This is a genomic window from Microvirga massiliensis (assembly GCF_001006805.1).
Classification (GTDB): Bacteria; Pseudomonadota; Alphaproteobacteria; order Rhizobiales; family Beijerinckiaceae; genus Microvirga; species Microvirga massiliensis.
In genome coordinates this window covers 258,590-284,533 of sequence record NZ_LN811355.1, presented here as the reverse complement: position 1 = coordinate 284,533, position 25,944 = coordinate 258,590, and the positions used below count along the sequence as shown (strand labels likewise).

General features: G+C 63.6%; 20 protein-coding genes. 13 read left to right on the top strand and 7 right to left on the bottom strand.

What is annotated here, in order from left to right; genetic code table 11:
- The first annotated feature begins 513 nt into the window (after positions 1-513).
- From BN1233_RS19700 to prfB, 3 genes are all read left to right on the top strand, one after another.
- Positions 514-1,761 (top strand): N-acetylmuramoyl-L-alanine amidase, encoded by a 1,248-nt coding sequence (locus BN1233_RS19700; protein ID WP_046865290.1) that lies wholly within the window; start codon positions 514-516, stop codon positions 1,759-1,761.
- Positions 1,762-1,900: 139 nt separating this feature from the next.
- Positions 1,901-4,321, top strand: coding sequence for a penicillin-binding protein 1A (locus tag BN1233_RS19695; protein WP_046865289.1), 2,421 nt, complete (start codon positions 1,901-1,903; stop codon positions 4,319-4,321).
- A 77-nt stretch (positions 4,322-4,398) separates the two neighbouring features.
- A protein-coding gene (gene prfB, locus BN1233_RS19690; RefSeq protein WP_147707392.1) for a peptide chain release factor 2 occupies positions 4,399-5,527 on the top strand; the annotation gives its coding sequence in 2 pieces (ribosomal slippage) (positions 4,399-4,467 and positions 4,469-5,527; 1,128 coding nt in all).
- Positions 5,528-5,549: 22 nt separating this feature from the next.
- On the opposite strand, the gene BN1233_RS19685 is transcribed toward prfB, so the two are convergent.
- Together BN1233_RS19685 and BN1233_RS19680 are read right to left on the bottom strand one after the other, a co-directional pair.
- Positions 5,550-6,737, bottom strand: coding sequence for a M23 family metallopeptidase (locus BN1233_RS19685; RefSeq protein ID WP_048707360.1), 1,188 nt, complete (start codon positions 6,735-6,737; stop codon positions 5,550-5,552).
- Between the two features lie 126 nt (positions 6,738-6,863).
- On the bottom strand, positions 6,864-7,328 hold the full coding sequence (locus BN1233_RS19680; protein WP_046865485.1) for a peroxiredoxin: 465 nt from the start codon (positions 7,326-7,328) through the stop codon (positions 6,864-6,866).
- Between the two features lie 252 nt (positions 7,329-7,580).
- On the opposite strand from BN1233_RS19680, the gene BN1233_RS19675 reads away from it, so the two are divergent.
- A complete protein-coding gene (locus BN1233_RS19675) occupies positions 7,581-10,949 on the top strand; it encodes a YhdP family protein (protein ID WP_187144325.1) in 3,369 nt (1,122 codons plus the stop codon).
- A gap of 3 nt (positions 10,950-10,952) precedes the next feature.
- On the opposite strand, the gene tyrS is transcribed toward BN1233_RS19675, so the two are convergent.
- On the bottom strand, positions 10,953-12,215 hold the full coding sequence (tyrS, locus tag BN1233_RS19670; protein ID WP_046865286.1) for a tyrosine--tRNA ligase: 1,263 nt from the start codon (positions 12,213-12,215) through the stop codon (positions 10,953-10,955).
- Between the two features lie 179 nt (positions 12,216-12,394).
- Positions 12,395-13,114 (bottom strand): alpha/beta hydrolase, encoded by a 720-nt coding sequence (locus tag BN1233_RS19665; protein ID WP_244470620.1) that lies wholly within the window; start codon positions 13,112-13,114, stop codon positions 12,395-12,397.
- Between the two features lie 224 nt (positions 13,115-13,338).
- On the opposite strand from BN1233_RS19665, the gene BN1233_RS19660 reads away from it, so the two are divergent.
- The 7 genes from BN1233_RS19660 to BN1233_RS19630 all read left to right on the top strand — a co-directional run bounded on the left by BN1233_RS19660 (position 13,339) and on the right by BN1233_RS19630 (position 20,327).
- Positions 13,339-14,493, top strand: a complete 1,155-nt coding sequence (locus BN1233_RS19660; RefSeq protein ID WP_046865285.1) for a cysteine desulfurase family protein — start codon at positions 13,339-13,341, stop codon at positions 14,491-14,493.
- Positions 14,494-14,561: 68 nt separating this feature from the next.
- Positions 14,562-16,034: a Fe-S cluster assembly protein SufB gene (gene sufB, locus BN1233_RS19655; protein ID WP_046865284.1), complete on the top strand. Its 1,473-nt coding sequence runs from the start codon at positions 14,562-14,564 to the stop codon at positions 16,032-16,034.
- Positions 16,035-16,122: 88 nt separating this feature from the next.
- Positions 16,123-16,872 (top strand): Fe-S cluster assembly ATPase SufC, encoded by a 750-nt coding sequence (gene sufC, locus BN1233_RS19650; RefSeq protein WP_046865283.1) that lies wholly within the window; start codon positions 16,123-16,125, stop codon positions 16,870-16,872.
- A 10-nt stretch (positions 16,873-16,882) separates the two neighbouring features.
- A complete protein-coding gene (gene sufD, locus BN1233_RS19645; protein ID WP_046865282.1) occupies positions 16,883-18,190 on the top strand; it encodes a Fe-S cluster assembly protein SufD in 1,308 nt (435 codons plus the stop codon).
- A 38-nt stretch (positions 18,191-18,228) separates the two neighbouring features.
- A complete protein-coding gene (locus tag BN1233_RS19640; RefSeq protein WP_046865483.1) occupies positions 18,229-19,470 on the top strand; it encodes a cysteine desulfurase in 1,242 nt (413 codons plus the stop codon).
- A 57-nt stretch (positions 19,471-19,527) separates the two neighbouring features.
- Positions 19,528-19,866 carry an SUF system Fe-S cluster assembly protein gene (locus BN1233_RS19635; protein ID WP_147707405.1) on the top strand — a complete coding sequence of 113 codons (339 nt, stop codon included), beginning with the start codon at positions 19,528-19,530 and terminating at the stop codon, positions 19,864-19,866.
- Between the two features lie 83 nt (positions 19,867-19,949).
- Positions 19,950-20,327, top strand: a complete 378-nt coding sequence (locus BN1233_RS19630; RefSeq protein WP_046865280.1) for a HesB/IscA family protein — start codon at positions 19,950-19,952, stop codon at positions 20,325-20,327.
- Positions 20,328-20,378: 51 nt separating this feature from the next.
- Here the strand turns inward: BN1233_RS19630 and BN1233_RS19625 are convergent, their stop codons facing one another.
- Positions 20,379-21,446 carry a GGDEF domain-containing protein gene (locus tag BN1233_RS19625; RefSeq protein WP_046865279.1) on the bottom strand — a complete coding sequence of 356 codons (1,068 nt, stop codon included), beginning with the start codon at positions 21,444-21,446 and terminating at the stop codon, positions 20,379-20,381.
- Between the two features lie 108 nt (positions 21,447-21,554).
- The gene (locus BN1233_RS19620) at positions 21,555-23,039 is read right to left on the bottom strand and encodes a DEAD/DEAH box helicase (RefSeq protein WP_046865278.1); all 1,485 of its coding nucleotides are present in this window, start codon (positions 23,037-23,039) and stop codon (positions 21,555-21,557) included.
- Positions 23,040-23,234: 195 nt separating this feature from the next.
- Between BN1233_RS19620 and BN1233_RS19615 the strand changes: the two genes are divergently transcribed.
- The gene (locus BN1233_RS19615) at positions 23,235-23,936 is read left to right on the top strand and encodes an alpha/beta hydrolase (protein WP_046865277.1); all 702 of its coding nucleotides are present in this window, start codon (positions 23,235-23,237) and stop codon (positions 23,934-23,936) included.
- A gap of 291 nt (positions 23,937-24,227) precedes the next feature.
- Positions 24,228-25,073, top strand: a complete 846-nt coding sequence (locus tag BN1233_RS19610; protein ID WP_046865276.1) for an outer membrane protein — start codon at positions 24,228-24,230, stop codon at positions 25,071-25,073.
- A 475-nt stretch (positions 25,074-25,548) separates the two neighbouring features.
- Here the strand turns inward: BN1233_RS19610 and BN1233_RS19605 are convergent.
- Positions 25,549-25,944 (bottom strand): sugar nucleotidyltransferase (locus BN1233_RS19605; protein WP_048707364.1); only part of this gene is annotated, 396 nt, incomplete at its 5' end.

Below are 25,944 nucleotides of genomic sequence, written 5' to 3'. Positions count from 1 at the left end.
GATGAACGCCACGGCGCGCCGTCTGAGGGCGCGCTCGGGTTAGGTATCCAGGGCTGAACGGGACGGGGCGCACCCGACGCGAGTCCGGCCGCCCGCAAACGGAAAGCACGCTCGCTGCGCACAGGGGATGATGCGGTCACGAAAGTCACGAATGACTCCGGAGGCGCTCCCATCCAATCCTGCCCTCTCGAAATCGATCCGCCGGTGATGCCGGCGATCGGCGACGGCCTAGCGCCGTCAGATGATGCTCGCCCGCAGGGACGCCGTTTTGAACAGCAGGGGCCTGGAATCGGTCCACACAACCGTCTCCCGAGACGCCCGCCGGAATCGGCCATCCGGACGAGGATCTGTTTCATTACAGAGCCCATCGGCCCTTTGGCAAGATCTGCGTCAGATCTGCACAGTGTGGCTGTCCCGCCACGGTTGGGAGTGGATCGTGTCGCCGCCTCAGGAGTTCGTTAACCATCTGGATCGTATCGGTTAGGAGGAGGCCGCCAGTCGACCCGAGAGGCTATGCTCCACCTGACGTCACCACGGCTCCCCAGAGTGATGGCCTTCATGCTGGCCCTTGCGGCGGCGCCTGTATTCCTGTTGGCGCCATCCACGCCTGTGCGCTCGGAGGCTGCATCGATTGCCGCGGCAATCGATGTCGCGGTCGAGTCCGGTCGGACGCGCTTCACGATTGCGCTGTCTCGGCCAGTGGCGCCGAGGGTCGCGTATATGGAGCGTCCGGACCGCGTCATCATCGAGCTCCCGGAGGTCACGTTCAGGTTGCCGGCAGAGATCGGGCGGCGACGGGAAGGTCTCGTCTCCTCCTTCCGATATGGTCTGTTCGGGCCCGCGCGCTCACGGATCGTCATCGATCTCGCTCAACCCGCCTCCGTGTCCCGGCTGGATACGGAAAAGGACCCCAGGTCCGGCACGGCCAAGCTCGTCGTGGAACTGACCCGAACCGAGCGCGAACCTTTCCGGCGAGCGGTTGCGGAGAGTGCTCCGATCCTTCGGCCGCCCGTCGTAGAAACGGTATTGGCGGAGCCCGAAGATCGCCGTCCCGTCATCATGCTCGATCCCGGCCATGGCGGAGTGGATCCCGGCGCCACCGCCTCGGCGGGCATGTTCGAAAAGGATATCGTATTCAGCTTCGCCCAGAAGCTCCAAAAAAAGCTCGAAGCCACTGGCAGGTATCGTGTTTTGATGACCCGCAACCGGGACGTTTTCATCCCCTTGGGAGATCGGGTCCGCCTCGCACGCTCTGCCAGGGCCGACCTCTTCGTGTCGATCCACGCAGACTCGATCTCCGGAGGAGCCGAGGTCAGAGGGCTCACCGTCTATACCGGGTCCGAACGCGCGTCGGACGCCGACTCGGCTCTCCTGGCCGATCGCGAGAACCAGGCGGATACCGCCGCGGGCGTGGAATCCACCGACAATCTGGGAGAGGAGGTCGCCGGGATTCTGCAGGATCTAACCAGCCGCGAGACCCGCGTCTTCTCGCACGGATTTGCGAAGCGGCTGGTTCATGAGCTCGATACGGTCGCCCGGCTCAACAAGAACCCGCACCGCGAGGCGGGATTCCGCGTCCTGCGCGCCTACGATGTGCCTTCGGTCCTGGTGGAGCTCGGCTATCTCTCTAGCCGGAAGGATTTCGACCTCCTAATATCGGATGAGTGGCGGGATCGCGCCACCGACGCAATGACATCCGCGGTCGATCTGTTTTTCGCGCCACGGTTCGCACAGGGTGGAACTGCCGCAGTTTCACCATAGAAGATGTGGATAGGCAGAGCGGGGGCGCGATTCCTGCTCTATCCTAGGGCGGCCTTGGTGTGCCGTTCGGGCAGGGTCGACGTTCGCAGAGCATGACGGCAGCGAGCGCGAGGACACGCGCGGTATTGGATTTCTGCGGATGCGCATCATCCTGAGGTTTTTCGGGTTCCTGTTCAGCGTCGGGGCAATCCTGTTCCTCATCGGCGCCGGAGCGCTGGGCTATTTCTACTGGCAGTATTCCAAGGATCTGCCGGACCACGCACAGCTCGCGGACTATGAGCCGCCCGTGATGAGTCGCGTTCACGCAGCGGATGGCGGACTGCTGGCGGAATACGCCCGCGAGCGCCGGCTCTACCTCCCGATCCAGGCGGTTCCCAAACTCGTGATCTCCGCCTTCATCTCGGCCGAGGACAAGAACTTCTACCGCCATTCCGGCATCGACCCCGAAGGCATCGTCAGGGCCATCGTCGCCAACTTCCGGTCAGGGGGGCGGCGGGAGCAGGGCGCCTCCACGATCACGCAGCAGGTGGCCAAGAACTTCCTGCTGACCAACGAGCGCACCTACGAGCGAAAGATTCGTGAGGCGCTGATCGCCCTGCGCATGGAGGCGACCTTCTCGAAGGATCGCATCCTCGAACTCTATCTGAACGAGATCTATCTCGGCCTCAGCAACTACGGCATCGCGGCCGCCGCGTTGAACTATTTCGGCAAGTCCGTGCACGAGCTTACGCTGGCCGAGGCTGCTTATCTCGCTGCCTTGCCGAAGGCGCCCAACAACTATCACCCCTTCCGGCAGCCGCAGGCCGCGGTGGAGCGCAGGAACTGGGTGATCGACCGGATGGTCGAGAACGGCTACGTCAGCAGCGACGAGGCCGAGAAGGCCAAGAAGGAGCCGCTCGTCGTCAATCCACGGGTGGTCTCCCCGAACTCCATCGCTTCGGGCTTCTTCGCCGAGGAGGTACGCCGCGAAATCGCCGAAAGATACGGCGAACAGAAGCTCTACGAGGGCGGTCTGTCGATCCGCGCCACTCTCGACCCGAAGATGCAGGCGATGGCCCGAAAAGCCTTGGTCGACGGTCTCGTCCGCTATGATGAGGCACGGGGCTGGCGTGGCCCGGTCCAGAAGCTCGACATGACTGGAAGGGAATGGGGGCTCGCACTGGCGGAGGTTCCTGCTCTCGGCGACGTGCAGCCTTGGCGCCTTGCGGTGGTGCTCGACGTTTCTGGCGGACAGGCGAAGATTGGCCTGCAGCCCAAGAAGGAAGCCTCGGGGCAGGTGGCCCGGGAACGCGAATACGGCACCGTCACAGCCGATGGCGTCAAATGGACCCGGCGCAGTCTGGTCCAGGTCCTCACTCCCGGCGCCGTCGTCTACGTGGAACCGCTGGAGGGCAAGCAGGGACAGTTCCGTCTGCGGCAGGTGCCCGAGATCTCCGGCGCGATCGTCGCCATGGATCCGTTCACGGGGCGCGTGCACGCTATGGTTGGAGGGTTCTCGTTCGACCAGAGCGAGTTCAACCGTGCGACGCAGGCGCTTCGTCAGCCGGGCTCGTCCTTCAAGCCGTTCGTCTATGCAACGGCCCTGGACAACGGCTACACGCCATCGAGCATCATCCTCGATGCCCCCATCACGATCGATATGGGGCCGGGGCAGGAGGCTTGGTCGCCCAGCAACTATGACGGGAAGTCGACCGGCCCGCGGACCCTGCGCTATGGGGTCGAGCACTCGAAGAACTTGATGACCGTCCGGCTGTCGAAAGATGTCGGCATGCCCCTCATTGCCGAGTACGCTCGCCGGTTCGGGGTTTACGACGACATGCTGCCGGTCCTGTCGATGTCGCTCGGTGCGGGCGAGACGACCGTGATGCGCATGACTGCTGCCTATTCGATGTTCGCCAATGGCGGCCGCCGGATCAGGCCGACTTTGATCGACCGCATCCAGGACCGCCACGGCCGCACGATCTATCGCCACGACGACCGCAAGTGCGCGAACTGTGACGCCGAGAAATGGGATGGGCAGCCCGAACCGAAGCTCGACGAGACGCGCGAGCAGGTGCTGGACCCGATCACGGCCTATCAGATCACGTCGATCCTGGAAGGTGTCGTTCAGAGGGGAACGGCCCAGGTCGTGAAGGCTGTCGGTAAGCCCCTCGCCGGCAAGACCGGCACGACGAACGACGCGAAGGACGTCTGGTTCGTCGGCTTCTCTCCGGACCTCGCGGTCGGCATCTATCTTGGCTACGACAAGCCGCAATCGCTCGGTAGTTCCGCTACGGCCGGTCAATACGCCGCACCGGTGTTCCGCGATTTCATGCAGATGGCGCTCAAGGACAAGCCCGCGACGCCGTTCCGAATCCCGCCGGGCACGAAGCTGGTCCGGGTCAACCGGGCCTCCGGACTCAGGGCGGGTAGTGGTGAAGGAAGCAGCGTGATCCTGGAGGCCTTCAAGCCCGGGACGGCGCCGCCCGACAGCTACTCCGTCGTCGGGGTCGACGCCCAAGCTGGTGTTTCGCCGGATGCGGAGCGGGCCGTCGGTGCAGGCACAGGCGGATTGTACTGACACCCGGTCAGCAGCGGTCCTTTACACTCTTTGCGGGCGTGCTAAGCACCCCGCCATTCCATCACGTTCCGAGACTCATGCGCGCGGAAATTCAACACCTCGTAGAAGAGACCAAGCAGTCAGTCGGGCTGCTGAGGAGGCATCTTTGACTGGGATGTCGCAGAACGACGTCTGGCAGAGCTGAACGCAGCGGCCGAGGACCCGAACCTCTGGAACGATGCGGATGCCGCGCAGAAGATCATGCGCGAGCGGACCGCGCTCGAGGATCAGATCGCCTCAATCCGGAGGCTCGAGCAGGAGCTCGAGGACGCGGTGACTCTCATCGAGCTCGGCGAGGCCGAGGACGACCAGGATACGATCAACGAGGGCGAGAACGCGATCCGTGCTCTCCAGAGCGAGGCAGCCCGCCGTCAGGTCGAGACTCTTCTGTCCGGTGAGGCCGACGGGAACGACACCTATCTCGAAGTGCATTCCGGGGCAGGTGGAACCGAGAGTCAGGACTGGGCAGCCATGCTCCAGCGGATGTATGCCCGCTGGGCGGAGCGTCGCGGCTACAAGGTCGAGCTTCTCGAATTCACCGAGGGCGAAGAGGCCGGCATCAAGAGCGCAACGCTCCTGGTGAAGGGACACAATGCCTATGGCTGGCTCAAGACCGAGTCGGGCGTTCACCGCTTGGTGCGCATCTCACCCTTCGACTCGAATGCCCGGCGGCATACTAGCTTCGCATCCGTCTGGATATACCCCGTCGTCGATGACCGTATCGACATCGAGGTGAAGGAGTCGGATTGCCGGATCGATACGTTCCGCTCGTCGGGGGCCGGCGGCCAGCACGTGAACACGACGGACTCGGCCGTCCGTATCACCCACATCCCGACCGGCATCGTGGTCGCGTGCCAGCAGGAGCGCTCACAGCACAAGAATCGTGCGACCGCCTGGTCCATGCTTCGAGCCCGCCTCTATGAACTCGAGCTCCAGAAGCGGGAAGAGAAGGCCAATGCGGATGCTGCCGCCAAGACCGATATCGGGTGGGGACATCAGATCCGCTCCTATGTGCTGCAACCATATCAGCTCGTGAAGGATCTGCGGACGGGCGTTCAGTCGACGAGCCCACTGGACGTGCTCGACGGCGAACTCGACCCATTCCTGGAGGCGTCCTTGGCCCACCGGGTCTACGGCGGCACCGAGGAATTCGCGGACGTCGACTGATCACCTGCGCCGGGCTTCCCTCTCAGGGAAGCTTGACCATCGCAGTCTCGAGAATCTCGCCGGCTGTCAGGAAGCGTAGTGGATCGACGGAATCGCCGCCGATCCTGGTCTCGTAGTGAAGGTGCGGCCCGGTCGATCGTCCCGTCGAGCCAACGCGCCCGACCATGGTTCCGGGCCGAACCTGCTGTCCGACCGTTACGGCGATGGAAGACAGATGAGCATAGCGGCTCGAGACACCTTGGCTGTGCTCGATCTCGACCATGTTCCCGTAGGCGCCACTGTATTCGGCAACGACGACTCGGCCAGCGCCGGTTGCGTGAACCGGAGATCCTGACTCGGCGCGAAAATCGAGACCGGAATGGACCGCCGGCAGACGCGTGAAGGGGTCGACCCGGTAGCCGTAGCCACTCGAAAGATCGACTTCGGCGGCGACCGGAGTCCCGAACGGCAGCGAGGCGACCGAACGCCGAAGCCGGAGGACTTTCGCGACAGCGCTCTCGGCATCCAGCTTGAGCTTCGTGAAATCGGGATCGGAGAGGGGAATGAACGGGCCACCGACCGGTCCGGAGTTCTTCGCCGGCCCGGTCGGCCTCATCCCGGCCCGCTGCAATGCCATCTCGAGGAGGCCAGCCTGCGAGCGCAGAGCCGTCGTCAGTTCCCCGAGAACACGAAGCTGGTGATCCCCGAGATCGTCCAGCGCCCGTGCGGTCTTTTGCAGTACTTTGGTGAGTTCCTGCGAAGCAGGGTCAGGGAGGGAGCTCGTGCGGTTCGGCCCTGTGGAGCGCAACCGGAGGCGGAAGGGGTCCGTCGGAACGGGTGGTTGTTCCGGAGCATAGGAGCTGGCCGAGTTCGGGACGGTCGTCCCAGTCTCCGAGAGTGCGGTTCCGCGGCCGGTCGACCCGGCCCGATCGATTAGGGCCTGGATGACCGCATGGCGGGTTTCGAGGTTCGCTTGCCGAGCGAGGAGACTACGCACCTCGCTTTCGAGCCGCTCCACTTCGGCGCGGCTGGTGCGGCTCGCCTGCTCGGCCTCGTCCCTCAGTAGAGCAATCTTCTGCTCGTAGCTGCGCTTGAGGCTGGCCTGTCGCTCGAGGAGGCGCAGGGCGACGTTGTCCCGAGACGAGAAATACCAAGCCGAAGCGAGCGACCAGGCACCCAGGAGGGCGAGTCCGGTCGCCAGGAAATAGACGGTCCATCGGCTCAGGGTCACGACGCGCGCGGGTCTCCTGGTGCGGCGGCGCGCGTCGTAGTTTGCAATAAGCGGGGCAGGGCGCATCGTGTCGGTGCCGTAGAATCCGGCACGACGACACCCCATTAAGGTTAAGGAACGTTGAAGTTAAAGCGCTTTTGCGGCCGCGAGGACTTCCTCGGCATGTCCGGACACCTTCACCTTCGGCCAGATCCGGGCCACGCGCCCGTCGGAGTCGAGCAACACGGTCGTGCGTTCGACGCCCATATATTTGCGTCCATACATGCTCTTCTCGACCCAGACGCCGAACGCCTGGAGCGTGGACTTCTCCTCGTCGGAAGCGAGCGGAAACTCGAGCCCGTGCTTGCCGCAGAACCTGCCGTGGCTCCTGAGCCCGTCGGGGGAGATGCCGACGACCTCGGTGCCGGCGGCTCGGAACTCCGGATAGAGCCTCTGGAAATCGATCGCCTCGACGGTGCATCCGGAGGTGTCATCCTTCGGATAGAAATACAGGACCGCCTTCCGTCCCTTCAGCCCGTCCGAACTGATCGTCCGCTGCCCCGTGGCCGGCAAGCTGAAGGCTGGAACCATTTCCCCGATCGTCAATCCCATCATTGCCTCTCTTTGGTCGGATTGTGAGTGTTCTGGGTCTTCTCGGCTCATATCACGCTCGACATGGTCGCAACGATCAGAGGTCCGGGCTAAGTTCGGGCATTGATTCCAGTCATATGTCGCCAGCCCTGGCCGGCGGACCGCGCAGCGAGAATGAGGCTACTCGAGAGATCACCGCGGCTCCGCCACAGGTTCCGAAAGGCACCGCGGCGACGAAATGCGCTCGTACGATTTCTCTCGGGCATCCTCTACTTGGCCCTCGGCTTGCTGGCCATCGCGGGCGCCGCTCTTGCGATCCTTTACCTCCGGCTGGCGGCTGGCCCGCTCAGCCTCGCCGAGCTCCCAGCGGGCTTTTCCGAAGCGATGGCGGGGCGGGTCGGTCCAGGCTGGGCGGTGTCGGTCAGCGGCTCGGCGATCGAGCTTAGCGATGGCCATCCTGCGCTGCGCGCATCCGGTCTCGAGATCCGAAATCCCGACGGCGCCCTCGTACTGAGAGTGCCGGACGCGCTGATCAGCCTGGATGTATTCTCACTCCTGAGAGCCCAGCTTCAACCCCGCTCTGTCGAGTTCAGGGATCTCTGGTTGAGAGCCTCTCTGGGTCGTAACGGCTCATTGTCGTTTCTGCCTGGCGGCGAGCCGGATGCCGCTGCTGCCGCCCCTTCTACGCCGGAGTCACCCTCGCAGGCCGGGATTCGCCAACAGTCAGGGAATTCCGCGTCGCAGGTTTCTCTCGCGGCAGACGGCGTGCTCGATCTGCTGGTTGGGCACGACGGCTTCCTCGGAAGCCTCAATGCGGCCAAGCTGAGCAATGCCCGACTCTCGGTCATCGATGCGGACCGTCGGGAGCGCACGACCTTTCATCGGGTCGACGCCCTCTTCGCACGCGCTCCCGACGGCAGCCGCAGCTTCGAGTCGATTCTTTTCGGCCCGCATGGAAACTGGAAGATTGCCGGAACCGCCAAGGGTGCTGGCAATGACTATCGTGCGGCGCTGCAGGTCGCGGATGCTCCAGCCCAGGACCTTCTTCTCCTCTCGGGCCTGTCGGGAATTCCCGCCACCGTGAATGCGAACTTTTCCGGGGAGCTGGATCTCGTCCTCGCGGACGGACGCCTTACCGACATGCGAGCCTCGATTGCGAGTAAGGGGGGGCAAGTCCGGATTCATGACAAGGACACATCTCCGTTCCCACTCGACAGTCTCGCGGCCAAACTTGCTTGGGATGAGGCCCGGGGCACGCTCGATGTGGAGAATCTTGCGATCGACTCGGGCGCTACGGCAATCCGCCTTGCAGGCGGGATGACGCTCCTCCCCGGTCAAGGCTGGCGAGGAGCCTTTTCGGGCAGAAATGCTGTGCTCTCGGGCGCGGGATTGGCCGATCGAGTCGTCAAGATCGACGAATTTTCGGCAAGCCTGTCCGGTGGCGAGGAGATCGGGATCGAGCATCTTTCGGTCCGTGGGCCGCAGTTAGCGGTCGATCTCAGCGGGAAGATCGGAAGGCCAGGGGATCCCCGCGCCCTCACCCTGGCAGTCGACAGTCGCGGGACCGATGTTCGCTCGGCGCTTCGCATCTGGCCCGAGGCAGTCGCACCGGCCGTCCGCCGTTTCCTTGTCCGGAGCCTCACGGCCGGGCAGCTCGAGAGCCTGAAGCTCACCGTCGACATGAGCGGGGCAGAATTCGATATAGCGAATTCCGGAGGGCCATTGCCCGAGCGAGCTCTGAAGGTGGACTTCTCGATCAGCGAAGGCGCCCTGGAGGTTGCCCAGGGACTTCCACCCGTGCGACACACGCGCGTGATCGGAGCCGTCACCGGACAGGCGGCATCGATTCGAGGCGCCGACGGAGTCGTCGATTTGCCCGGAAAGCGAAGCCTACAGGCAAGCGAGGGTTCCTTCACGATCGACGATTTCTGGCGTAACGACGCGATCGCCAGGATCGGTTTCCGCCTGAAAGGCTCCGCCGATGCTCTGGGCGCCCTGCTGCGCGAGCCACTGATTCAGAAGGTAGCCTCGATCGGCCTGGATCCGGACGTCATGAAGGGAAAAGCCGACTTGGGGGTCGAAATCCCTCTGACGATCAACGACATTCCGGCCTTTGCCGACCTCCCGCTGGCCGTGACGGGGACCGTTGCGGATCTCTCCATCGAGAAGCTGGTCGGCAAGGAGAAGCTCGAGTCCGCCAATCTCGCGATTGCCTACGATCACGGAACTCTTGCGATCGACGGCGAGGGCAAGCTGGCCGGGAGCCCTGCCAGCATCGCAATACGGCAGGCGGGCGATGCGGGCGGCGAAGCCTCCGTTTCACTGATCCTCGACGAGGCCGGCCGTGCGCGGCGCGGCATCAGTGTCGGCCAGAAACTCACGGGTCCCGTGGCCGTCAGGGCAACGGTCCCGATTGGACGGAACAGCAACACCGGGATTCGAATCGAGGCGGATCTCGCGAAGGCAAGTGTCGATCAACTCCTTCCAGGCTGGACCAAGCCGGTCGGCCGCCCCGGACGGATTTCCTTCCTGTTTCTCGACGGGCCTTCACCCGAGGTCCGGGAACTGCACGTCGATGCAGGCCCAGTCCAGTTGCGCGGGTCTGCCATCCTCGCCTCTGACGGAAATCTCGACAAGCTCGAATTGCAGACTCTCAAGCTCTCGTCTGGCGACGACATGAGAGCCGTCGTGGAGCGTGCGAACGGATTTCATCGCGTTACAGTGCGCGGCAATGTTGGCGACTCGCGGCCGTTCATCAAAGCCCTTGCGGGCCCAGGAGGAGGGGCAGGCGGCCGGAACGGGCCGGCGAGTAAGGACTCGGCGGATCTCGATCTCGACGTGGCCCTGAATATCCTGACCGGCCACAACGAGGAGGCGATGACGGGCTTCTCCGTCAAAGCTTCGATGCGGAAGGACAGACTGCGCCGGCTCGACCTGAAAGCCCGTCTCGGCTCGAGCGATGTCACGAGCCAGACGGTCACGAGACCCGGCGTGGCCCCGGTCATCCATTTCCACTCGGAAGATGCCGGGGCGTTGCTGCGCTTTCTCGATCTCTACGAACGAATGTCGGGCGGGGACTTGACGCTTCAGCTCGCGGCGTCCGACGGGCCGCAGATCGGCAATGCTACCCTTCGCGATTTCGTGCTTCGGAACGAGCCGGCGCTCCGGCGCATCATCCCCACACAGTCACAGGTCGTGGCCGGGCGGGACACAGCCGGCAACGTGCAGCCGATGCGGATCGATCTCAACGAGGTCGGCTTCACGAAGGCGAGGCTCGATTTCAGCCGCAGCCCCGGGCGGATCGACTTTCGAGACGCCGCGATCTGGGGCGAGCAGGTCGGCTTCACCCTTGCCGGCTTCGTCGATTATGGCAGGGACCGGGTGGACGTTGCGGGCACTTTCATCCCGGCCTACGGCCTGAACAATATGTTCGCCCAAGTGCCGCTATTTGGCCCGCTCCTCGGAGGAGGGCAGTACGAGGGGCTTTTCGCGGTGAACTTCCGCGTATCGGGAAAGCCGAGTGCGCCCGTTCTCAACGTGAACCCACTCTCGGCGGTTGCGCCGGGCTTCCTGAGGCGGCTCTTCGGAGCCGGGGCAGCACCGGAGGCGGGGGCTGTCCCACCACCGGTTTCAGAGCGATAGCGGTCACGCCAGCCGGAGGAGGACGTGTCGCTTCTTGCCGAAGGAGAGTTTGATCACGCCTTCGGGCGTGAGGTCTGCCGGACCGAGTTGCGCCCGCTCGTCGGTGACGGTCCGGTCATTGACGCGCAGACCGCCCGATTTCACCTGACGCCGCGCCTCGCTCGTCGAGGGCACCAGTCCGGCAAATTCCGGCCCGAAGGCGGTCAAGATGCCGAGGCCGCCATCGAGGACGCTTTGGGGTATTGCGACGGTCGGGAGCGTCTCGGCAAGAGTGCCCTGTTCGAAGGTCTTGCGCGCCGTTTCCGCAGCCTGCTCCGCCTCTTCCCGACTATGCAGGAGGGCGGTGGCTTCGGTTGCGAGCACCTTCTTAGCCTCGTTGATCTCGGAGCCCTGGAGAGCGCTGAGGCGACGGATCTCGGGCAGCGGCAAGATCGTGAACAGTTTCAGGAACCGCTCGACGTCGGCGTCCTCGGTGTTGCGCCAGAACTGCCAATACTCATAAGGGGTTAAAAGGTCGGGGTTGAGCCAGATCGCTCCCTTGGCGGTCTTGCCCATCTTGGCGCCGGACGCGCTGGTGATGAGCGGCGTCGTGATGGCGTAGAGCTGTGGCGTCCCCATACGGCGCCCGAGATCGATCCCGTTGACGATGTTTCCCCACTGGTCCGAGCCTCCCATCTGCACGACGCAACCGTAGCGCCGGGCCAGCTCGACGAAGTCGTAGGCTTGGAGGATCATGTAGTTGAACTCGATGAACGACAGCGGCTGCTCGCGATCGAGGCGCAACCGCACCGAATCGAAGGTGAGCATCTGGTTCACCGAGAAGTACCGGCCGACGTCGCGCAGGAACTCGATATAGTTCAGCTTGAGAAGCCAGTCGGCATTGTCGATCATCACGGCGTCGGTCGGGCCGTCGCCGAACGTCAGGAATTTCGAGAAGACGGAGGCGATTCCCGCCTTGTTTGCCTCGATATCGGCCTCGGACAGGATCCGGCGGGTCTCGTCGCGCCCGGAGGGATCCCCGATGCGGGTAGTGCCTCCGCCCATCAGCACGATCGGCTTATGGCCGCATTGCTGAAGCCAGCGCAGCATCATGATCTGGACGAGAGACCCGACATGGAGCGAAGGGGCGGTACAGTCGAAGCCGATATAGGCCGTGATGCGTCCGTCACGCGCCTCCCGGTCCAAGCCCGCTAAGTCGGAAATCTGGTGAACGAAGCCACGCTCCAAGAGCGTACGCAGGAAACTGGATTCAGCCGCGGCATTCATGACTTGCTCACCAAAGCAGGTACCGGAGAACCACCATGCCTCCGGAAGGATTGGGGAGAGGATCGTGCCCGGTCACTGCTCGCGCAGAGCAGGCCCCGATCGACGCTTGCAGCTAGCGCCGCGCTATAGGCTGCTCATGGGGAAGGTGGAATTCCGTTCAGCCCGACCCGGGAAGGTGTTCAGGTCCCCTTCGCAGGAGCCAACTGCGGGACAGCGTCCTCTTCGGCGAGCGCGGCCGTATTCACCCCGCCGCCCTCGGGCTTGCCCAAACGCTTGGTGAGATAGGCGTCGACCGCCTCCATGAGATCGTCGACCTTCCCATCAAAAAAATGGTTGGCGCCATCGACGACGGCATGCTCGATTTTCACGCCCTTTTGCGTCTTTACCTTCTCGATGACGCTCACGACGTCCTTGACCGGCGCAACCCGATCCTCCGAGCCATGGACGAAGAGGCCGGATGAGGGGCAGGGAGCCAGGAACGAGAAGTCGTAGCGGTTGGCCATCGCGGCGATCGAAATGAAGCCTTCGATCTCCGGGCGCCGCATGAGCAATTGCATACCGATCCAGGACCCGAAGGAGACGCCAGCGATCCAGCACGCCCGTGCGTCGGGGTTCATGGCCTGGGCCCAATCGAGTGCCGCTGCCGCGTCCGAGAGTTCGCCCTGGCCGTGGTCGAACGAGCCCTGACTGCGGCCGACGCCCCGGAAATTGAACCGGAGAACCGAGAAGCCGCGACCCACGAAGTTATAGAAGAGATTGTACACGATCTGGTTGTTCATCGTGCCGCCGAACTGCGGATGGGGATGCAGCACGATCGCGATCGGCGCTCCCTTCTGCTTGGCCGGCTGATAGCGGCCCTCGATGCGTCCGGCAGGACCCGTGAAGATAACCTCAGGCATAAGTGGCGAACCTTCTCTCTGTGGCCTGCCGTCCGGCAGTCAGACCCGTCTTGACTCGCGCCGCCGACGGACCCTACATCTGCGTTTAGAACTATTCTAAAGTCAGACGGCTGGATCGCAGCAACGCGTTCGCCGGATGATGGCGCTACGGGAGATGATGTTGGTGCTCTAGCACGGCAACCCGGGGCGACTGCAAGAGTTTCGTATTTGGACAGGCCTTCGGGATGGCAGCTCGCCAGCGCAGCTACCTCGACTACAACGCCAGCGCCCCGGTTCGACCGGAGGCTGCGGCGGCAATGTCGGCTGCCCTCGCGCTACCCGGCAATCCATCGTCGGTGCACGCCGAAGGCCGCGCGGCAAGAGCACTGGTCGAGCAGGCTCGCGAGCAGGTCGCTCGGCTCGTCGGCGCAAAGCCGTCACAGGTCGTCTTCACCTCGAGCGGGAGCGAGGCCGCGGCATTGGCGCTGCGTCCGGGCCTTGCGGCAGGCGGGCGCGCTTCGACCGAGCGCCTCCTGATGAGCGCGGTCGAGCATCCCTGCGTGCTCGACGGCCATGGGTTCGGAGAGGCCGAGCGCATCCCAGTAGATTCCGATGGGGTTGTGAATCTCGACTGGCTATCGGAGCGGCTCGATCAAGACGCGAGCGGCCTGCTGGTTTCCATTCAGGCGGCGAACAACGAGACCGGAGTCCTGCAGCCGGTCGCGGCAGCCGCAGATCTCGTTCGCGGCCACGGCGGCGTGATTCATACTGATGCGGTCCAGGTCGCCGGACGGCTCCCGCTCTCGATCGGTGATTTCGACGCCATCACGTTCTCCGCACACAAGATCGGTGGGCCCAAGGGAGTCGGCGCTCTCGTGCTCGGCGATGGAGTCGTGCCTCCCTCGGCGCTCCTGCGCGGCGGCGGACAGGAGCGAGGACGCCGGGCCGGCACCGAGAATGTAGCAGGCATCGCCGGATTCGGAGCGGCTGCCGAAGCCGCCAATGCAGAAAGTGTCGGGGAGGCTTCCAGGCTCCTGGCTCTGCGGAAAGAGGTGGAGGCCCACCTGCGGAGGCTAGTTCCGGACGTTCATATCTTCGGCGTACGGGCGGAGCGGCTGCCGAATACCGTAGCTTTTAGCGCGCCCGGCCTGAAGGCGGAGACCCTGCTGATCGCCTTCGATCTCGAAGGCGTGGCGCTTTCTTCAGGGGCGGCGTGCTCGTCCGGCAAGGTTCGCCGGTCGCATGTCCTTGAGGCCTGCGGCGTCTCCGCCGGCCTCGCGGATGGCGCCATACGTGTGAGTTTGGGGTGGAATTCGACCCAAGAGGACGTGTCCTGGTTTGCCGGGGCGTGCGAAAGGGTCTTTTCGTCCCTATATAAGCGGCAGGCGAGCGCGGCCTGAAGAATTGCGCCCGTTTGCCATCCATCAACCCGCGGTCCTTGAAACCGTGAGCGGTGAGGAGTGACACGATGCCTGCGGTGCAGGAAACGATCGATCAGGTCCGGCGCATTGACGTCGATCAATACAAGTTCGGCTTCGAGACGAAGGTCGAAATGGAAAAGGCCCCGAAGGGCCTGTCCGAGGATGTGATCCGCTTCATCTCGGCCAAGAAGGGCGAGCCGGAGTGGATGTGCGAGTGGCGGCTCGATGCCTATCGCCGCTGGCTGACGATGACAGAGCCGACTTGGGCCCGCGTCTCGTACGAGAAGATCGACTACAACGACATCTACTATTATGCGGCGCCCAAGTATAATCCGGCGCCCAAGTCGCTGGACGAGGTCGACCCAGAAATTCTCAGGACCTACGAGAAGCTCGGGATTCCTCTGCGTGAGCAGGAAATCCTGGCCGGCGTCGAGCCGCGCAACCGTGTGGCCGTGGATGCGGTCTTCGACAGCGTCTCGGTTGCAACCACTTTCAAGGAAGAACTCGCCAAGGCGGGCGTGATCTTCTGCTCCATGTCCGAGGCGATCAGGGAGCATCCGGATCTCGTCCGGAAGTATCTTGGAACGGTCGTTCCTGTTACGGACAACTTTTTTGCGACCCTGAATTCGGCAGTCTTCACGGACGGATCTTTCGTCTATGTTCCGCCGGGCGTCCGCTGCCCGATGGAGCTGTCCACGTATTTCCGGATCAACGAGCGGGATACCGGCCAGTTCGAGCGCACCCTGATCATCGCGGACAAGGGCTCCTACGTCTCCTATCTCGAGGGCTGCACGGCGCCTCAGCGGGACGAAAACCAGCTCCATGCCGCCGTCGTCGAGCTGATCGCGCTGGATGACGCCGAGATCAAATACTCGACCGTGCAGAACTGGTATCCGGGTGACAGCGAGGGTCGGGGCGGGGTCTACAACTTCGTGACCAAGCGCGGCGATTGCCGCGGCCGCAACTCGATCATCACCTGGACCCAGGTCGAGACCGGCTCGGCGATCACCTGGAAATACCCGTCCTGCATCCTGCGCGGGGACGGTTCCCGTGGCGAGTTCTATTCGATCGCGATCTCCAACGGGATGCAGCAGGTCGATTCCGGAACGAAGATGATCCACCTCGGCAAGAACACCACGAGCCGGATCATCTCCAAGGGAATCGCGGCCGGCCGATCCCAGAACACCTATCGCGGTCTCGTCTCGGCGCACCGGAAGGCGACGGGCGCACGCAACTTCACGAACTGCGACTCGCTGCTCGTGGGCAACGAGTGCGGGGCCCACACGGTGCCCTACATCGAGTCGAAGAACGCCTCGGCCGTATTCGAACACGAGGCGACCACCTCCAAGATCTCCGAGGACCAGCTGTTCTACTGCAGGCAGCGTGGCCTCGATGAGGAAGAGGCGGTCGCGCTCATCGTGAACGGCTTCGTCAAGGATGTGCTCCAGCACCTTCCGATGGAGTTCGCCGTAGAGGCGCAGAAGCTGATCGCGATCTCGCTCGAAGGCTCCGTGGGCTGACCGCGCCTGCAGCGCGATTCCCGCTGCTCCTGATCTTCAACATTACAGGCGGGCCGGGCCATCCGGTCCTGCTGCTCGGTGAATGGATATGCTTCAGATCAACAACCTCGTCGTAGAGATCGACAACCGGCGAATCCTCGATGGCCTTACCCTGCACGTCGGCAAGGGAGAGGTCGCTGCCATCATGGGCCCGAACGGATCGGGCAAGTCGACCCTTTCCTACGTGATCGCTGGCAAGGAGGACTACGAGGTCCTCGACGGCGAGATCCTCCTCAACGGCGAAAACATCCTGGAGCTCGAGCCGGATCAAAGGGCTGCTGCAGGTCTCTTCCTGGCTTTCCAGTATCCCCTGGAAATTCCCGGGGTCGCCACGATGACGTTCCTGAAGGCGGCGCTGAATGCGCAGCGGAAGGCGAGAGGGGAAGCCGAACTTTCCACTCCGGATTTCATCAAGCGAGTGAATGCGGCGGCTGCCCAGCTCGAGGTCCCGAAGGAGATGCTGAAGCGCGGCTTGAACGTCGGTTTCTCCGGCGGCGAGAAGAAGCGGATGGAAATCCTCCAGATGGCGCTTCTGCAGCCATCCTTCTGCATTCTCGATGAGACGGATTCAGGCCTCGATATCGATGCCCTGCAGATCGTTGCCGATGGCGTCAATGCGCTCCGCTCGCCGGATCGCGCCTTTCTCGTGATCACGCACTACCAGCGGCTTCTCAACCACATCGTCCCGGACACGGTGCACGTGTTGTCGAACGGCAAGATCGTGCGCACGGGCGGAAAGGAGCTTGCGCTCGAGCTCGAAGCGAGCGGTTACGCCGAGTACCGGGCTACGGCAGCGTGAAGGCTTAGCCATGGCGAACATGACATTGATCAAGAATCCGGCAGAGCAGAGCCTCGCTGACGCTTTTGCCGCTGTCCACACGTCGTTGCCCGGTAATGCGAAACTGCGGGAACAGGCATTCCGTTCGTTTTCTCAGACCGGTCTCCCGCATCGCCGAGTCGAGGAGTTCAAATACACCGATCTTCGCTCCGCAATGCGTGAGGTGGCCCCTCGAGCGACGCAGCCGTCGAAGGACGTCGTTGCTCGGGCCTTAGCTCGTCCGTCGGCGTTCAGCAGCATCGACGCGGTCGAGCTCGTCTTCGTCGATGGTTTCGTCGCGTCGGATCTGGCATCCGGATTGACGGAGGGCATTCACGTTCAGCGTCTGAACGAGGAGCTCGAGAAGGATCGCCTGCCCTCGTCGTTCCCAGGCAGTGCGCCGGCGATCGTGCAGAATCCACTTTATCAGCTCAACACCGCCTTCGTCGCCGATGGCGTCGTGATCCATGTCTCCGGGGAGGTAGCCAAGCCGATTCACCTCCGGTTCGTTTCCCGGGATGACAGTGCTGTCGCGGCCTCCGCGCGGGTGGTGATGAAGGTGGACGAAGGCGCCCGCATCACCCTTCTGGAAAGCCACGAAAGCGTCGACGGCATTGCGCATCAGCCGAACCATGTCGTCGAGATCGAGGCCGGCGACCGGGCCCAGATTGATCACATTCGCCTGAACACCGAAGGGGCGGACGTGATGGCCTTGTCGACGCTGATGGTGAGACTCGGAACGGAGACGACGTTCAATACCCTGAACACGGTACTCGGCTCGTCGCTGTCGCGGCACCAGGTTTTCGCCGAGTGTGTCGGGGACCGGTCGGTCCTTCAGATCTACGGCGCCACCATGATCCGGCGCGAGCAGCTCGCCGACACCACGCTTGTCGTGGATCATTCGGGTTTGGGCTGCGTCAGCCGGGAGCTGTTCAAGACGGTCATGGACGGCAATGCGATCGGCGTGTTCCAGGGCAAGATCGTCGTCCGGCATGAGGCCCAGAAGACCGACGGCCGCATGATGTCAGCGGCGCTGCTCCTGTCGGACGGCGCCACGATGAACAACAAGCCGGAACTCGAGATCTTCGCCGACGATGTCCAGTGCGCGCACGGCGCGACGAGCGGCGCCCTCGACGACGATCTTCTGTTCTACCTGATGGCGCGCGGGCTCCCGCGCGCCGAGGCGGAGCGACTGCTCGTCCAGGCGTTCCTCGGCGAGGCTCTCGAGGTGGTCTCGCATGACGGTATCGAGGAGGCCCTGGTCGGGCTCGCCGAGCAGTGGCTACGGGAGCGCACCTGACCGTGCTCGATCGTTCGCGCCGGGATGAGGAGGCGAAGATGAACCGCGATGCCGACGTCCTTCCCTATGACGTCGAGGCAATCAGGGCGGAGTTTCCGATCCTGGCGCAGACCGTCTACGGCAAGCCGCTCGTCTATCTCGATAGCGCTGCCTCGGCTCAGAAGCCGCGGGTGGTGATCGAGGCGATGACGCGAACGATGGAAACCGGCTATGCGAACGTCCATCGCGGCCTCCACTTCATGGCCAATGCCGCGACGGAGGCGTTCGAGGCGGCTCGGGAGACCGTGCGCGCCTTCCTGAATGCGGAGGCGGCAGACGAGATCGTCTTCACCAAGAGCGCGACTGAGGCCTACAACCTGGTCGCGGACAGCTTCGGCCGGATGGGCATCGGGGAGGGGGACGAGATCATCCTCTCCATCATGGAGCATCACTCCAACATCGTGCCCTGGCACTTCCTGCGGGAGCGGAAGGGCGCGGTCATCAAGTGGGCCCCGGTCGACGACGAAGGCAACTTCCTGATCGAGGAATTCGAGAAGCTCTTCACCCCGCGCACGAAGTTCGTGGCGCTCACGCACATGTCCAACGTGCTGGGGACGATCACGCCGATAAAGGAGATCATCCGGATCGCGCATGCGCATGGTGTTCCGGTGCTCGTCGACGGAGCCCAGGGCGCGGTGCATCTGGACGTCGATGTCCGGGATCTGGATGCGGACTTCTATGTCTTCACCGGCCACAAGGTCTATGGCCCGACGGGAATCGGCGTGCTTTACGGAAAGCGCAGCTGGCTCGAGCGGATGCCGCCCTATCAGGGCGGCGGCGAGATGATCCGGGAGGTTCGGGTCGATGCGATCACCTACAACGATCCTCCGCATCGCTTCGAGGCGGGCACGCCCCCCATTGTCGAGGCCGTAGGGCTCGGAGCCGCTCTTCGCTTCATGATGGAACTCGGGCGGGACCGCATCCGCGCGCACGAGGCGAACCTCTCCGATTATGCGCACAGGCGCCTCGGCGCCATGAACTCCCTTCGGCTGATCGGCCGGGCGGCCCGGAAGGGCGCCATCATCTCCTTCGAGATGAAGGGGGCGCATGCGCATGACGTGGCGACCGTGATCGATCGGCAGGGAGTTGCCGTGCGTGCGGGGACCCATTGCGCGATGCCGCTTCTGGAGCGGTTCGGGACGACCTCGACGTGTCGGGCGTCCTTCGGGCTCTACAATACACTCGACGAGGTCGATAAGCTGGCGGAAGCGCTGCAGAAGGCCGAAACCCTGTTTTCGTGAGGACAAGCCGTGACCGTTGCCACTTCTCCGGAGGGGGCCCCTCCGAATTCGCCGGCGGTGTCGCTCGCTCCGGCCATTCCGCCGGAAGAACTCGACCGCCTGACTGACGACATCATTGCGGCCCTCAAGACCGTGTACGATCCCGAGATCCCGGCCGACATCTACGAGCTCGGCCTGATCTATCGGGTTGAAATCGATGACGACCGGAACGTGACGATCGACATGACGCTGACCGCGCCGGGCTGCCCCGTTGCGGGGGAGATGCCGGGCTGGGTGGAGAATGCCGTGAGCACCGTGCCGGGCGTTCAGGCTGTCAGAGTCAACCTGGTTTTCGATCCACCCTGGGATCAGAGCAGGATGTCGGACGAGGCTCGTGTTGCGCTCGACATGTGGTGATCTCGCGCTTTCCGTCCGGAATCCTTATCTTTTCATAAGATGATCATCTGCCCGGGCCTTGAACCCGGATTGTGGAGAGATCGATGGCGTTACCGAAGCTCAAGGTCATTAGCCTGACCGACGCGGCTGCGAATCGTGTTCGCGAGCTCATGGCCAGCTCGCCCAAGCCGATCGTCGGGCTCCGCGTCGGCGTGAAGAACGGCGGCTGCGCAGGCATGTCGTATACGATGGAATATGCCGAAAGCATATTGCCGCTCGACGAGGTCGTGGAAGACAAGGGCGTCAAGGTCCTGATCGACCCGAAGGCCATTCTCTTCCTGCTCGGGACGGAGATGGACTTTCAGACCACCAAGCTGTCGTCGCAGTTCGTCTTCAACAATCCGAACCAGACCTCGGCGTGCGGATGCGGCGAGTCCGTTGCGATCACGCCTGTCCAGCCTGATGCCGTCGAGAGTGCTTGAGGCCGGATCCGGACTGCTGCCGCGACGACCAGACCCGGCGGCAAGCAGAGCTCAGGCTACTTCCGAGAGTTGGTCTGTTCCGGACTGCAGGTCACCGTCAGTGACCGTGCGGTTGCGGCCATTGCGCTTGGCCGCATACATCGACTGATCAGCCCGCTCCAAAAGGCTCATCGCCGTTTCGCCTTGCCGGAACGACGCAACGCCGACGGAAACCGTAATGCGGCCGAGCGACTCTCCGGTCGACCTCTTGATCAATTCGCGGTTGAGAACGCTCTGGCGAATCGCTTCTGCGACCGAACGAGCCTCGTCAGGACCGGCATCGGGAAGAACGATCCCGAACTCCTCGCCTCCGAAACGCGCTAGTGTCGCCCGGCTCTTCACCTGCTCGCGCATCGTCATGCCGACGAGCCTCAGCACCTGATCGCCCGTGAGATGGCCGTAGAGATCGTTGAACCGTTTGAAGTGATCGATGTCGATCACGACGAGCGCGAGTGGCGTCTGATGTGCATCGGCAGCCTCCACGGCCTTGTGAAGCATGTCCTGAAAGTGCTTGCGGTTGGAGATGCCGGTCACAGGGTCCGTCACCGCCTCGACCCGGACATTCTCCAATGTCTCGCGAAGGCTCTCCATCTCTGCTCGGGTCTCTTTCAGGCGAGCCTCGAGCTGCCGATTCGTCTGAGTGACCTGATGAGTCGCGCTCACGGCGGCAGCGAGGAGATCCCGGACACGGTTCCTGTCGACGGAGCCCGATAATCCGTTGGAGAATTCCTCGAGCGACTCGCCATAGGCCGCGGTCGAGCCGAGGGCCTCATCGATCATTCCCATGACCTGGTCGATTTCACCGAGCATCGTCGCGCTGGCGGCCTCGGTGGTCCGCGCGATGCGCTCATGCGAGAGATACTGGTCGTGGATGGCTTCGAGGTCGCTTTCGGAGATGGACCCGCGCTCTGCCGTGATGGCCTTGATCGCTTCGTTCAGACCAGGCTTGTCGCCGCTCACGAAGGTGTACCAGACTTCATAGCTGCGAGGGTCGGCCGAAGCTCCATAGGTTCGCATCAGCTCGAGTGCGCGCTGCGCGATGAAGAAGGACCGGTCGGTGTCGATCAGGTTCTGGAGCATGCTCAGCCGGGGTGGCGACCGCGGAACACCTCATCGGCGAGGCGCTTGCCGCGGCACTTTGCCCGGGAAGACCGAAGGAGTCGTTAATCCGCCCGGCGGCGCAGCCCCCTATTCCGACGAACCGCGGGTCCGCTTGGTTGCAACGCTTCGGAGGAGGAACGCGGGCACGTGGTCGCCCAGTCCGACCACCGGACGATCCGTTTCGCCGTGCTCACGGTCCTGGCCGCTCCGCCGCGATTTGGAACTCTCGCTGCGATCCCTGCGCGGACTACGATCCTCCCGGATGCGGCGCGGCGAAGCCTGCTGAGGTGCCTCGGCGCGTTCGGTTTCCTGGTGTTCCACCTTCTCCCGTCGCGCAGGGCGGGCAGGGGATTGCCGCGCACCTTCGGAACGTCGCGATTCCCGCTCGCCCCGGCGGCCATGACGCGACCGCCGCTCGTCGGAAACCGGTCTCTCACCGAGTTCGGAGACGTTCGGACCCTCCCAGGGAATCTGCTGGCCGATCAGCTTTTCGATGGCTGCCAGGGATTTCTCGTCACCAGGAGCCACCAGGGTAAAGGCCTCTCCGGATCGTCCGGCTCGTCCGGTCCGTCCGATGCGATGGACATAGTCCTCCGCATGATGAGGCACGTCGTAGTTGAAGACGTGACTGACAGCGGGGATGTCGAGGCCTCGCGCGGCTACATCACTTGCCACGAGAAGCGTGGTCTCGCCGGTCCGGAAGGAGTCGAGGGCGGCCATGCGGGCCCGCTGGTCCATGTCTCCGTGGAGCGCGGCGGCGTTGAAGCCGTGCCGTAGCAGCGACCGGTGAAGGATGGCTACGTCGCGCTTGCGATTGCAGAAGATGATTGCGTTCTTGAGGTCCGAGGCACCGCGGATCAGGTCTCGTAGCGTTGCGCGCTTTTGGTGCGCCTCCTTGCCGGTCGCGACGAGACGTTGCGTGATCGTCGTTGCGGTGCTGGCCGCCCGTGCGACTTCCACACGGATCGGATTATGCAGGAACGCATCCGCCAGGCGCTGGATCTCCGGCGGCATCGTTGCCGAGAAGAAGAGGGTCTGGCGGGTGAACGGCACCAGCTTCACGATCCGCTCGATGTCCGGGATGAATCCCATGTCGAGCATGCGATCGGCTTCGTCGATGACGAGCAGCTCCACGCCGCTGAGCAGGAGCTTTCCACGTTCGAAATGGTCGAGAAGACGCCCGGGCGTGGCAATCAGGACATCGACCCCTCGGGTGATCTTCGCGTCCTGGTCCCCAAAGGAGACACCGCCAATCAGAAGGGCCACTGACAGCCGGTGGTTCACTCCGTATCTGTCGAAGTTCTCCTCGACCTGTGCGGCGAGTTCCCGCGTGGGCTCCAGGATCAGCGTGCGGGGCATCCGGGCTCGTGCACGTCCGTGTTCCAGAAGGGTCAGCATCGGGAGTGTGAATGCTGCGGTCTTGCCAGTGCCGGTCTGGGCGATGCCCAGCACGTCGCGGCGCGCGAGAACGTGTGGAATTGCCTGGGCCTGGATCGGGGTCGGCTCCGTGTAGCCGGCTGCGCTCACAGCCTGCAGAACTTTGTCGCTCAGTCCGAGTTCGTCAAAGGGCATGTATTTAGAAGTACCGTTGAGGGCTTCGGCGCCTGGAGTGCCAGCCGCTCATAACGGCAACGAACGGGCGCAGATCGGGTTTCGCCGGTTTTCAAGCGAAGAACGGGCCGGGACCATAGGACAAGGCAGCCTCTTGTCAATCCGGGCAACCGGTCTCAACGGCCCTGATTCGCGGTTGAAGAGGAGATTTTGACGATGCCCAAGGATCCGCTGGTTCTGGTTCCCGGCCTGGGATGTACCGCTGCACTCTTCGAGCCGCAGATCGCTCGCCTGTCTCCCGAGCGGTCGATTCTCGTGGCGGATCACACAAGGGACGAGAGCATCGCCGCCATTGCCGAGCGTCTTCTGGAGACGGCCCCGGAACGATTTGCACTCGCGGGACTCTCGATGGGTGGATACGTCGCCCTGGAGGTGCTACGTCAGGCACCGGCCCGCGTTGCGCGCCTTGCTCTCCTCGATACATCCGCCCGGCCGGATACGGACGAGGCGCGGGCCAACCGCCGAAACCTCATCCAGCTCGCGAAGCAGGGGCACCTGGATGAAATCCACGCGGCGCTCTGGCCCCGCCTCGTTGCTCCCGCCCATCAAGCTGACGAACGCCTCGAGGAGATCGTCCGGCGGATGCTGCAGGAGACTGGGCCTGACGCTTTCATTCGTCAGCAGACGGCCATCATGGGCCGCGCCGACTCCCGCCCATTCCTGCCGTCGACCGAGATCCCGACCCTGGTGCTGGTCGGGGCCGAGGACCTGATCACGCCACAGGAGATCGCTCGCGAGATGGCCGAGGCGATCGAGTGGGCATCGCTGGTTGTCGTCCCCGGTTCCGGCCACCTCTCGAGTCTCGAGGCCCCGGAGGCGGTCGGAGAGGCGCTCCGGGAATGGCTCTCCCGGGGCTGATCAATGGGTAATCGCGATCCGATGGTGCTTTCCGGGATGGTGAACGATTCGTGACCGCACGGGATGAATGATCCCGCTCCGTTCTAACGATCGGGAAAGTGTTACCGTGCAATGGCTTCCTGAAAGGGGCAGGGCACATCCGGAGGCGCCTTTACCGTCCGTATACCATGTGCCCGCTAGGTCGGCGTCTATGCCAGCGCTTGTAGCTTGGCTGTTGCAGGAAAGTGACAGACCTTCCCGGGTGACTTGGCTACATACCACCTTGGCCACCTAAACAACGGACCAATTCTCATGAAGAAGATTCTCCTCTCGTCGGTCGCTCTGCTCGGCTTCACCGCCGGCGCCATGGCAGCCGACCTCCCGGCTCGCGCCGCTCCTGTCGCTCCCGTGTTCACGCCCGTTCCTGTGTTTACTTGGACCGGCTTCTATGTCGGCGTGAACGCCGGCTGGGCCTGGGGGAACAACAACGACTCCAACGGCGTCTTCGTGCCGGCCGGCACCTTTCCGGGCGTAGCATCGACGACCTCCGGCACGCTCTTCGTTCCCGGAAACGACAACGACAACGAGGGCTTCACCGGCGGCGGACAGATCGGCTACAACTACCAGATCGGGTCGTTCGTGATCGGCGTCGAGGCGGACTTCCAGGGCATCGCGTCCGATAACAACAACAACAACTTCTTCGGGGCGGCGCCAGCGTTCATCGCTGCTACCGGCCCGGGCATTCCCGGTGACGTCGCGGTCGTGTCCACGGGCGGCCTGCGCGGTCTCGACTGGTTCGGCACGGTCCGTGCCCGCGCCGGCGTGGCCTTCGATCGCTGGCTGGTCTACGCCACGGGTGGCTTCGCCTACGGCGGCGGTGGCGACAACAACAGCTTCTGCGGCGGCGTGTTCTTCAACTGCAACAACGACGACACCCGTACCGGCTGGACCGTGGGCGGTGGCGTCGAATACGCTATCACCAACAACTTCACCGCTCGGATCGAGGGCCTGTATGTCAACCTCGACAGCGGCAACCGCTTCAATGGCGTGGTGTTCGACAACGCGTCGCGCACCCTCTTCGTGGGCAATGGCAACAACGGGGACAACGAGTTCGGAGTCGTCCGGGCTGCCGTGAACTACAAGTTCAGCACCTACTGAGACCAGTCCTCCTCGGACGTAGGAAGCCCGCCCCTTCGGGGCGGGCTTTTTTCGTGGTGTGCCGAGCATGACCAGTAGCTTGGAGGTGCAAGTCCTCTACCCAGCCTGATGGCGGCAAGAATTAGCGAAAGCGCAAGGGCGTCGCCGCGAGGCGGAGTCTGAAGGATGCGTGGAGCAAAGCCGTGACCCGATGGGCAAGAACAGGATCCAAGGCCTGCCCGACCGACGAGCGAGCCGGCATGCGTGCGGTGGAGTTTAGCGGCCCCGCGCACAGAGGAGCATCGCTCTCTCCAAGACCTTCTTCCAGATGCTCGGACTTCCCTCCGTGATGGCCGTCCAGCCCGTACAAGCCCACCGAGCGCCGTATTCGAATGCTACGTATAATTGTGGGAGGAGCGGAGTCCGAAGCTCGCTTGGCCTGCTTTGAACTTGCGTCGGAATATTTCGCCGAAAACTGACTTCGCGCGATCGGCCTCTATGGACGAACACCCGTCTCCGCGACTCTGAGCAGGTATTTCCCGTAATCGCTCTTCGAGAGTTCCTCTCCGAGCCGGACAAGATCGGCTCGGCTGATCCAGCCGCGCTGGAAGGCGATTTCCTCCGGGCAGGCGATCCGGAAGCCCTGCCGCTTCTCGAGCGCCCGCACGAACTCGGCGGCCTCGACGAGCGACTCCGGCGTGCCGGTGTCGAGCCAGGCAAAGCCGCGCCCCATCTTCTGCACGTGCAGCTCGCCACGCTCCAGATACTGCCGGTTCACGTCGGTGATCTCGAGCTCGCCGCGCGCCGAGGGCTTCAACGACCGGGCGATCGCCACGACCTGCGGGTCATAGAAGTAGAGCCCCGTCACGGCCCAGTGCGACTTCGGCCGCGC

What these genes read in the sequence shown, in the direction of transcription:
- BN1233_RS19700 (WP_046865290.1), top strand. Translation starts at nt 514, where the DNA reads ATGCTCCACCTGACGTCACCACGGCTCCCCAGAGTGATGGCCTTCATG.
- BN1233_RS19695 (WP_046865289.1), top strand. Translation starts at nt 1,901, where the DNA reads ATGCGCATCATCCTGAGGTTTTTCGGGTTCCTGTTCAGCGTCGGGGCA.
- BN1233_RS19680 (WP_046865485.1), bottom strand. Translation starts at nt 7,328, where the DNA reads ATGGGATTGACGATCGGGGAAATGGTTCCAGCCTTCAGCTTGCCGGCC.
- tyrS (WP_046865286.1), bottom strand. Translation starts at nt 12,215, where the DNA reads ATGAATGCCGCGGCTGAATCCAGTTTCCTGCGTACGCTCTTGGAGCGT.
- BN1233_RS19665 (WP_244470620.1), bottom strand. Translation starts at nt 13,114, where the DNA reads ATGCCTGAGGTTATCTTCACGGGTCCTGCCGGACGCATCGAGGGCCGC.
- BN1233_RS19660 (WP_046865285.1), top strand. Translation starts at nt 13,339, where the DNA reads ATGGCAGCTCGCCAGCGCAGCTACCTCGACTACAACGCCAGCGCCCCG.
- sufB (WP_046865284.1), top strand. Translation starts at nt 14,562, where the DNA reads ATGCCTGCGGTGCAGGAAACGATCGATCAGGTCCGGCGCATTGACGTC.
- sufC (WP_046865283.1), top strand. Translation starts at nt 16,123, where the DNA reads ATGCTTCAGATCAACAACCTCGTCGTAGAGATCGACAACCGGCGAATC.
- sufD (WP_046865282.1), top strand. Translation starts at nt 16,883, where the DNA reads ATGGCGAACATGACATTGATCAAGAATCCGGCAGAGCAGAGCCTCGCT.
- BN1233_RS19640 (WP_046865483.1), top strand. Translation starts at nt 18,229, where the DNA reads ATGAACCGCGATGCCGACGTCCTTCCCTATGACGTCGAGGCAATCAGG.
- BN1233_RS19630 (WP_046865280.1), top strand. Translation starts at nt 19,950, where the DNA reads ATGGCGTTACCGAAGCTCAAGGTCATTAGCCTGACCGACGCGGCTGCG.
- BN1233_RS19625 (WP_046865279.1), bottom strand. Translation starts at nt 21,446, where the DNA reads ATGCTCCAGAACCTGATCGACACCGACCGGTCCTTCTTCATCGCGCAG.
- BN1233_RS19620 (WP_046865278.1), bottom strand. Translation starts at nt 23,039, where the DNA reads ATGCCCTTTGACGAACTCGGACTGAGCGACAAAGTTCTGCAGGCTGTG.
- BN1233_RS19615 (WP_046865277.1), top strand. Translation starts at nt 23,235, where the DNA reads ATGCCCAAGGATCCGCTGGTTCTGGTTCCCGGCCTGGGATGTACCGCT.
- BN1233_RS19610 (WP_046865276.1), top strand. Translation starts at nt 24,228, where the DNA reads ATGAAGAAGATTCTCCTCTCGTCGGTCGCTCTGCTCGGCTTCACCGCC.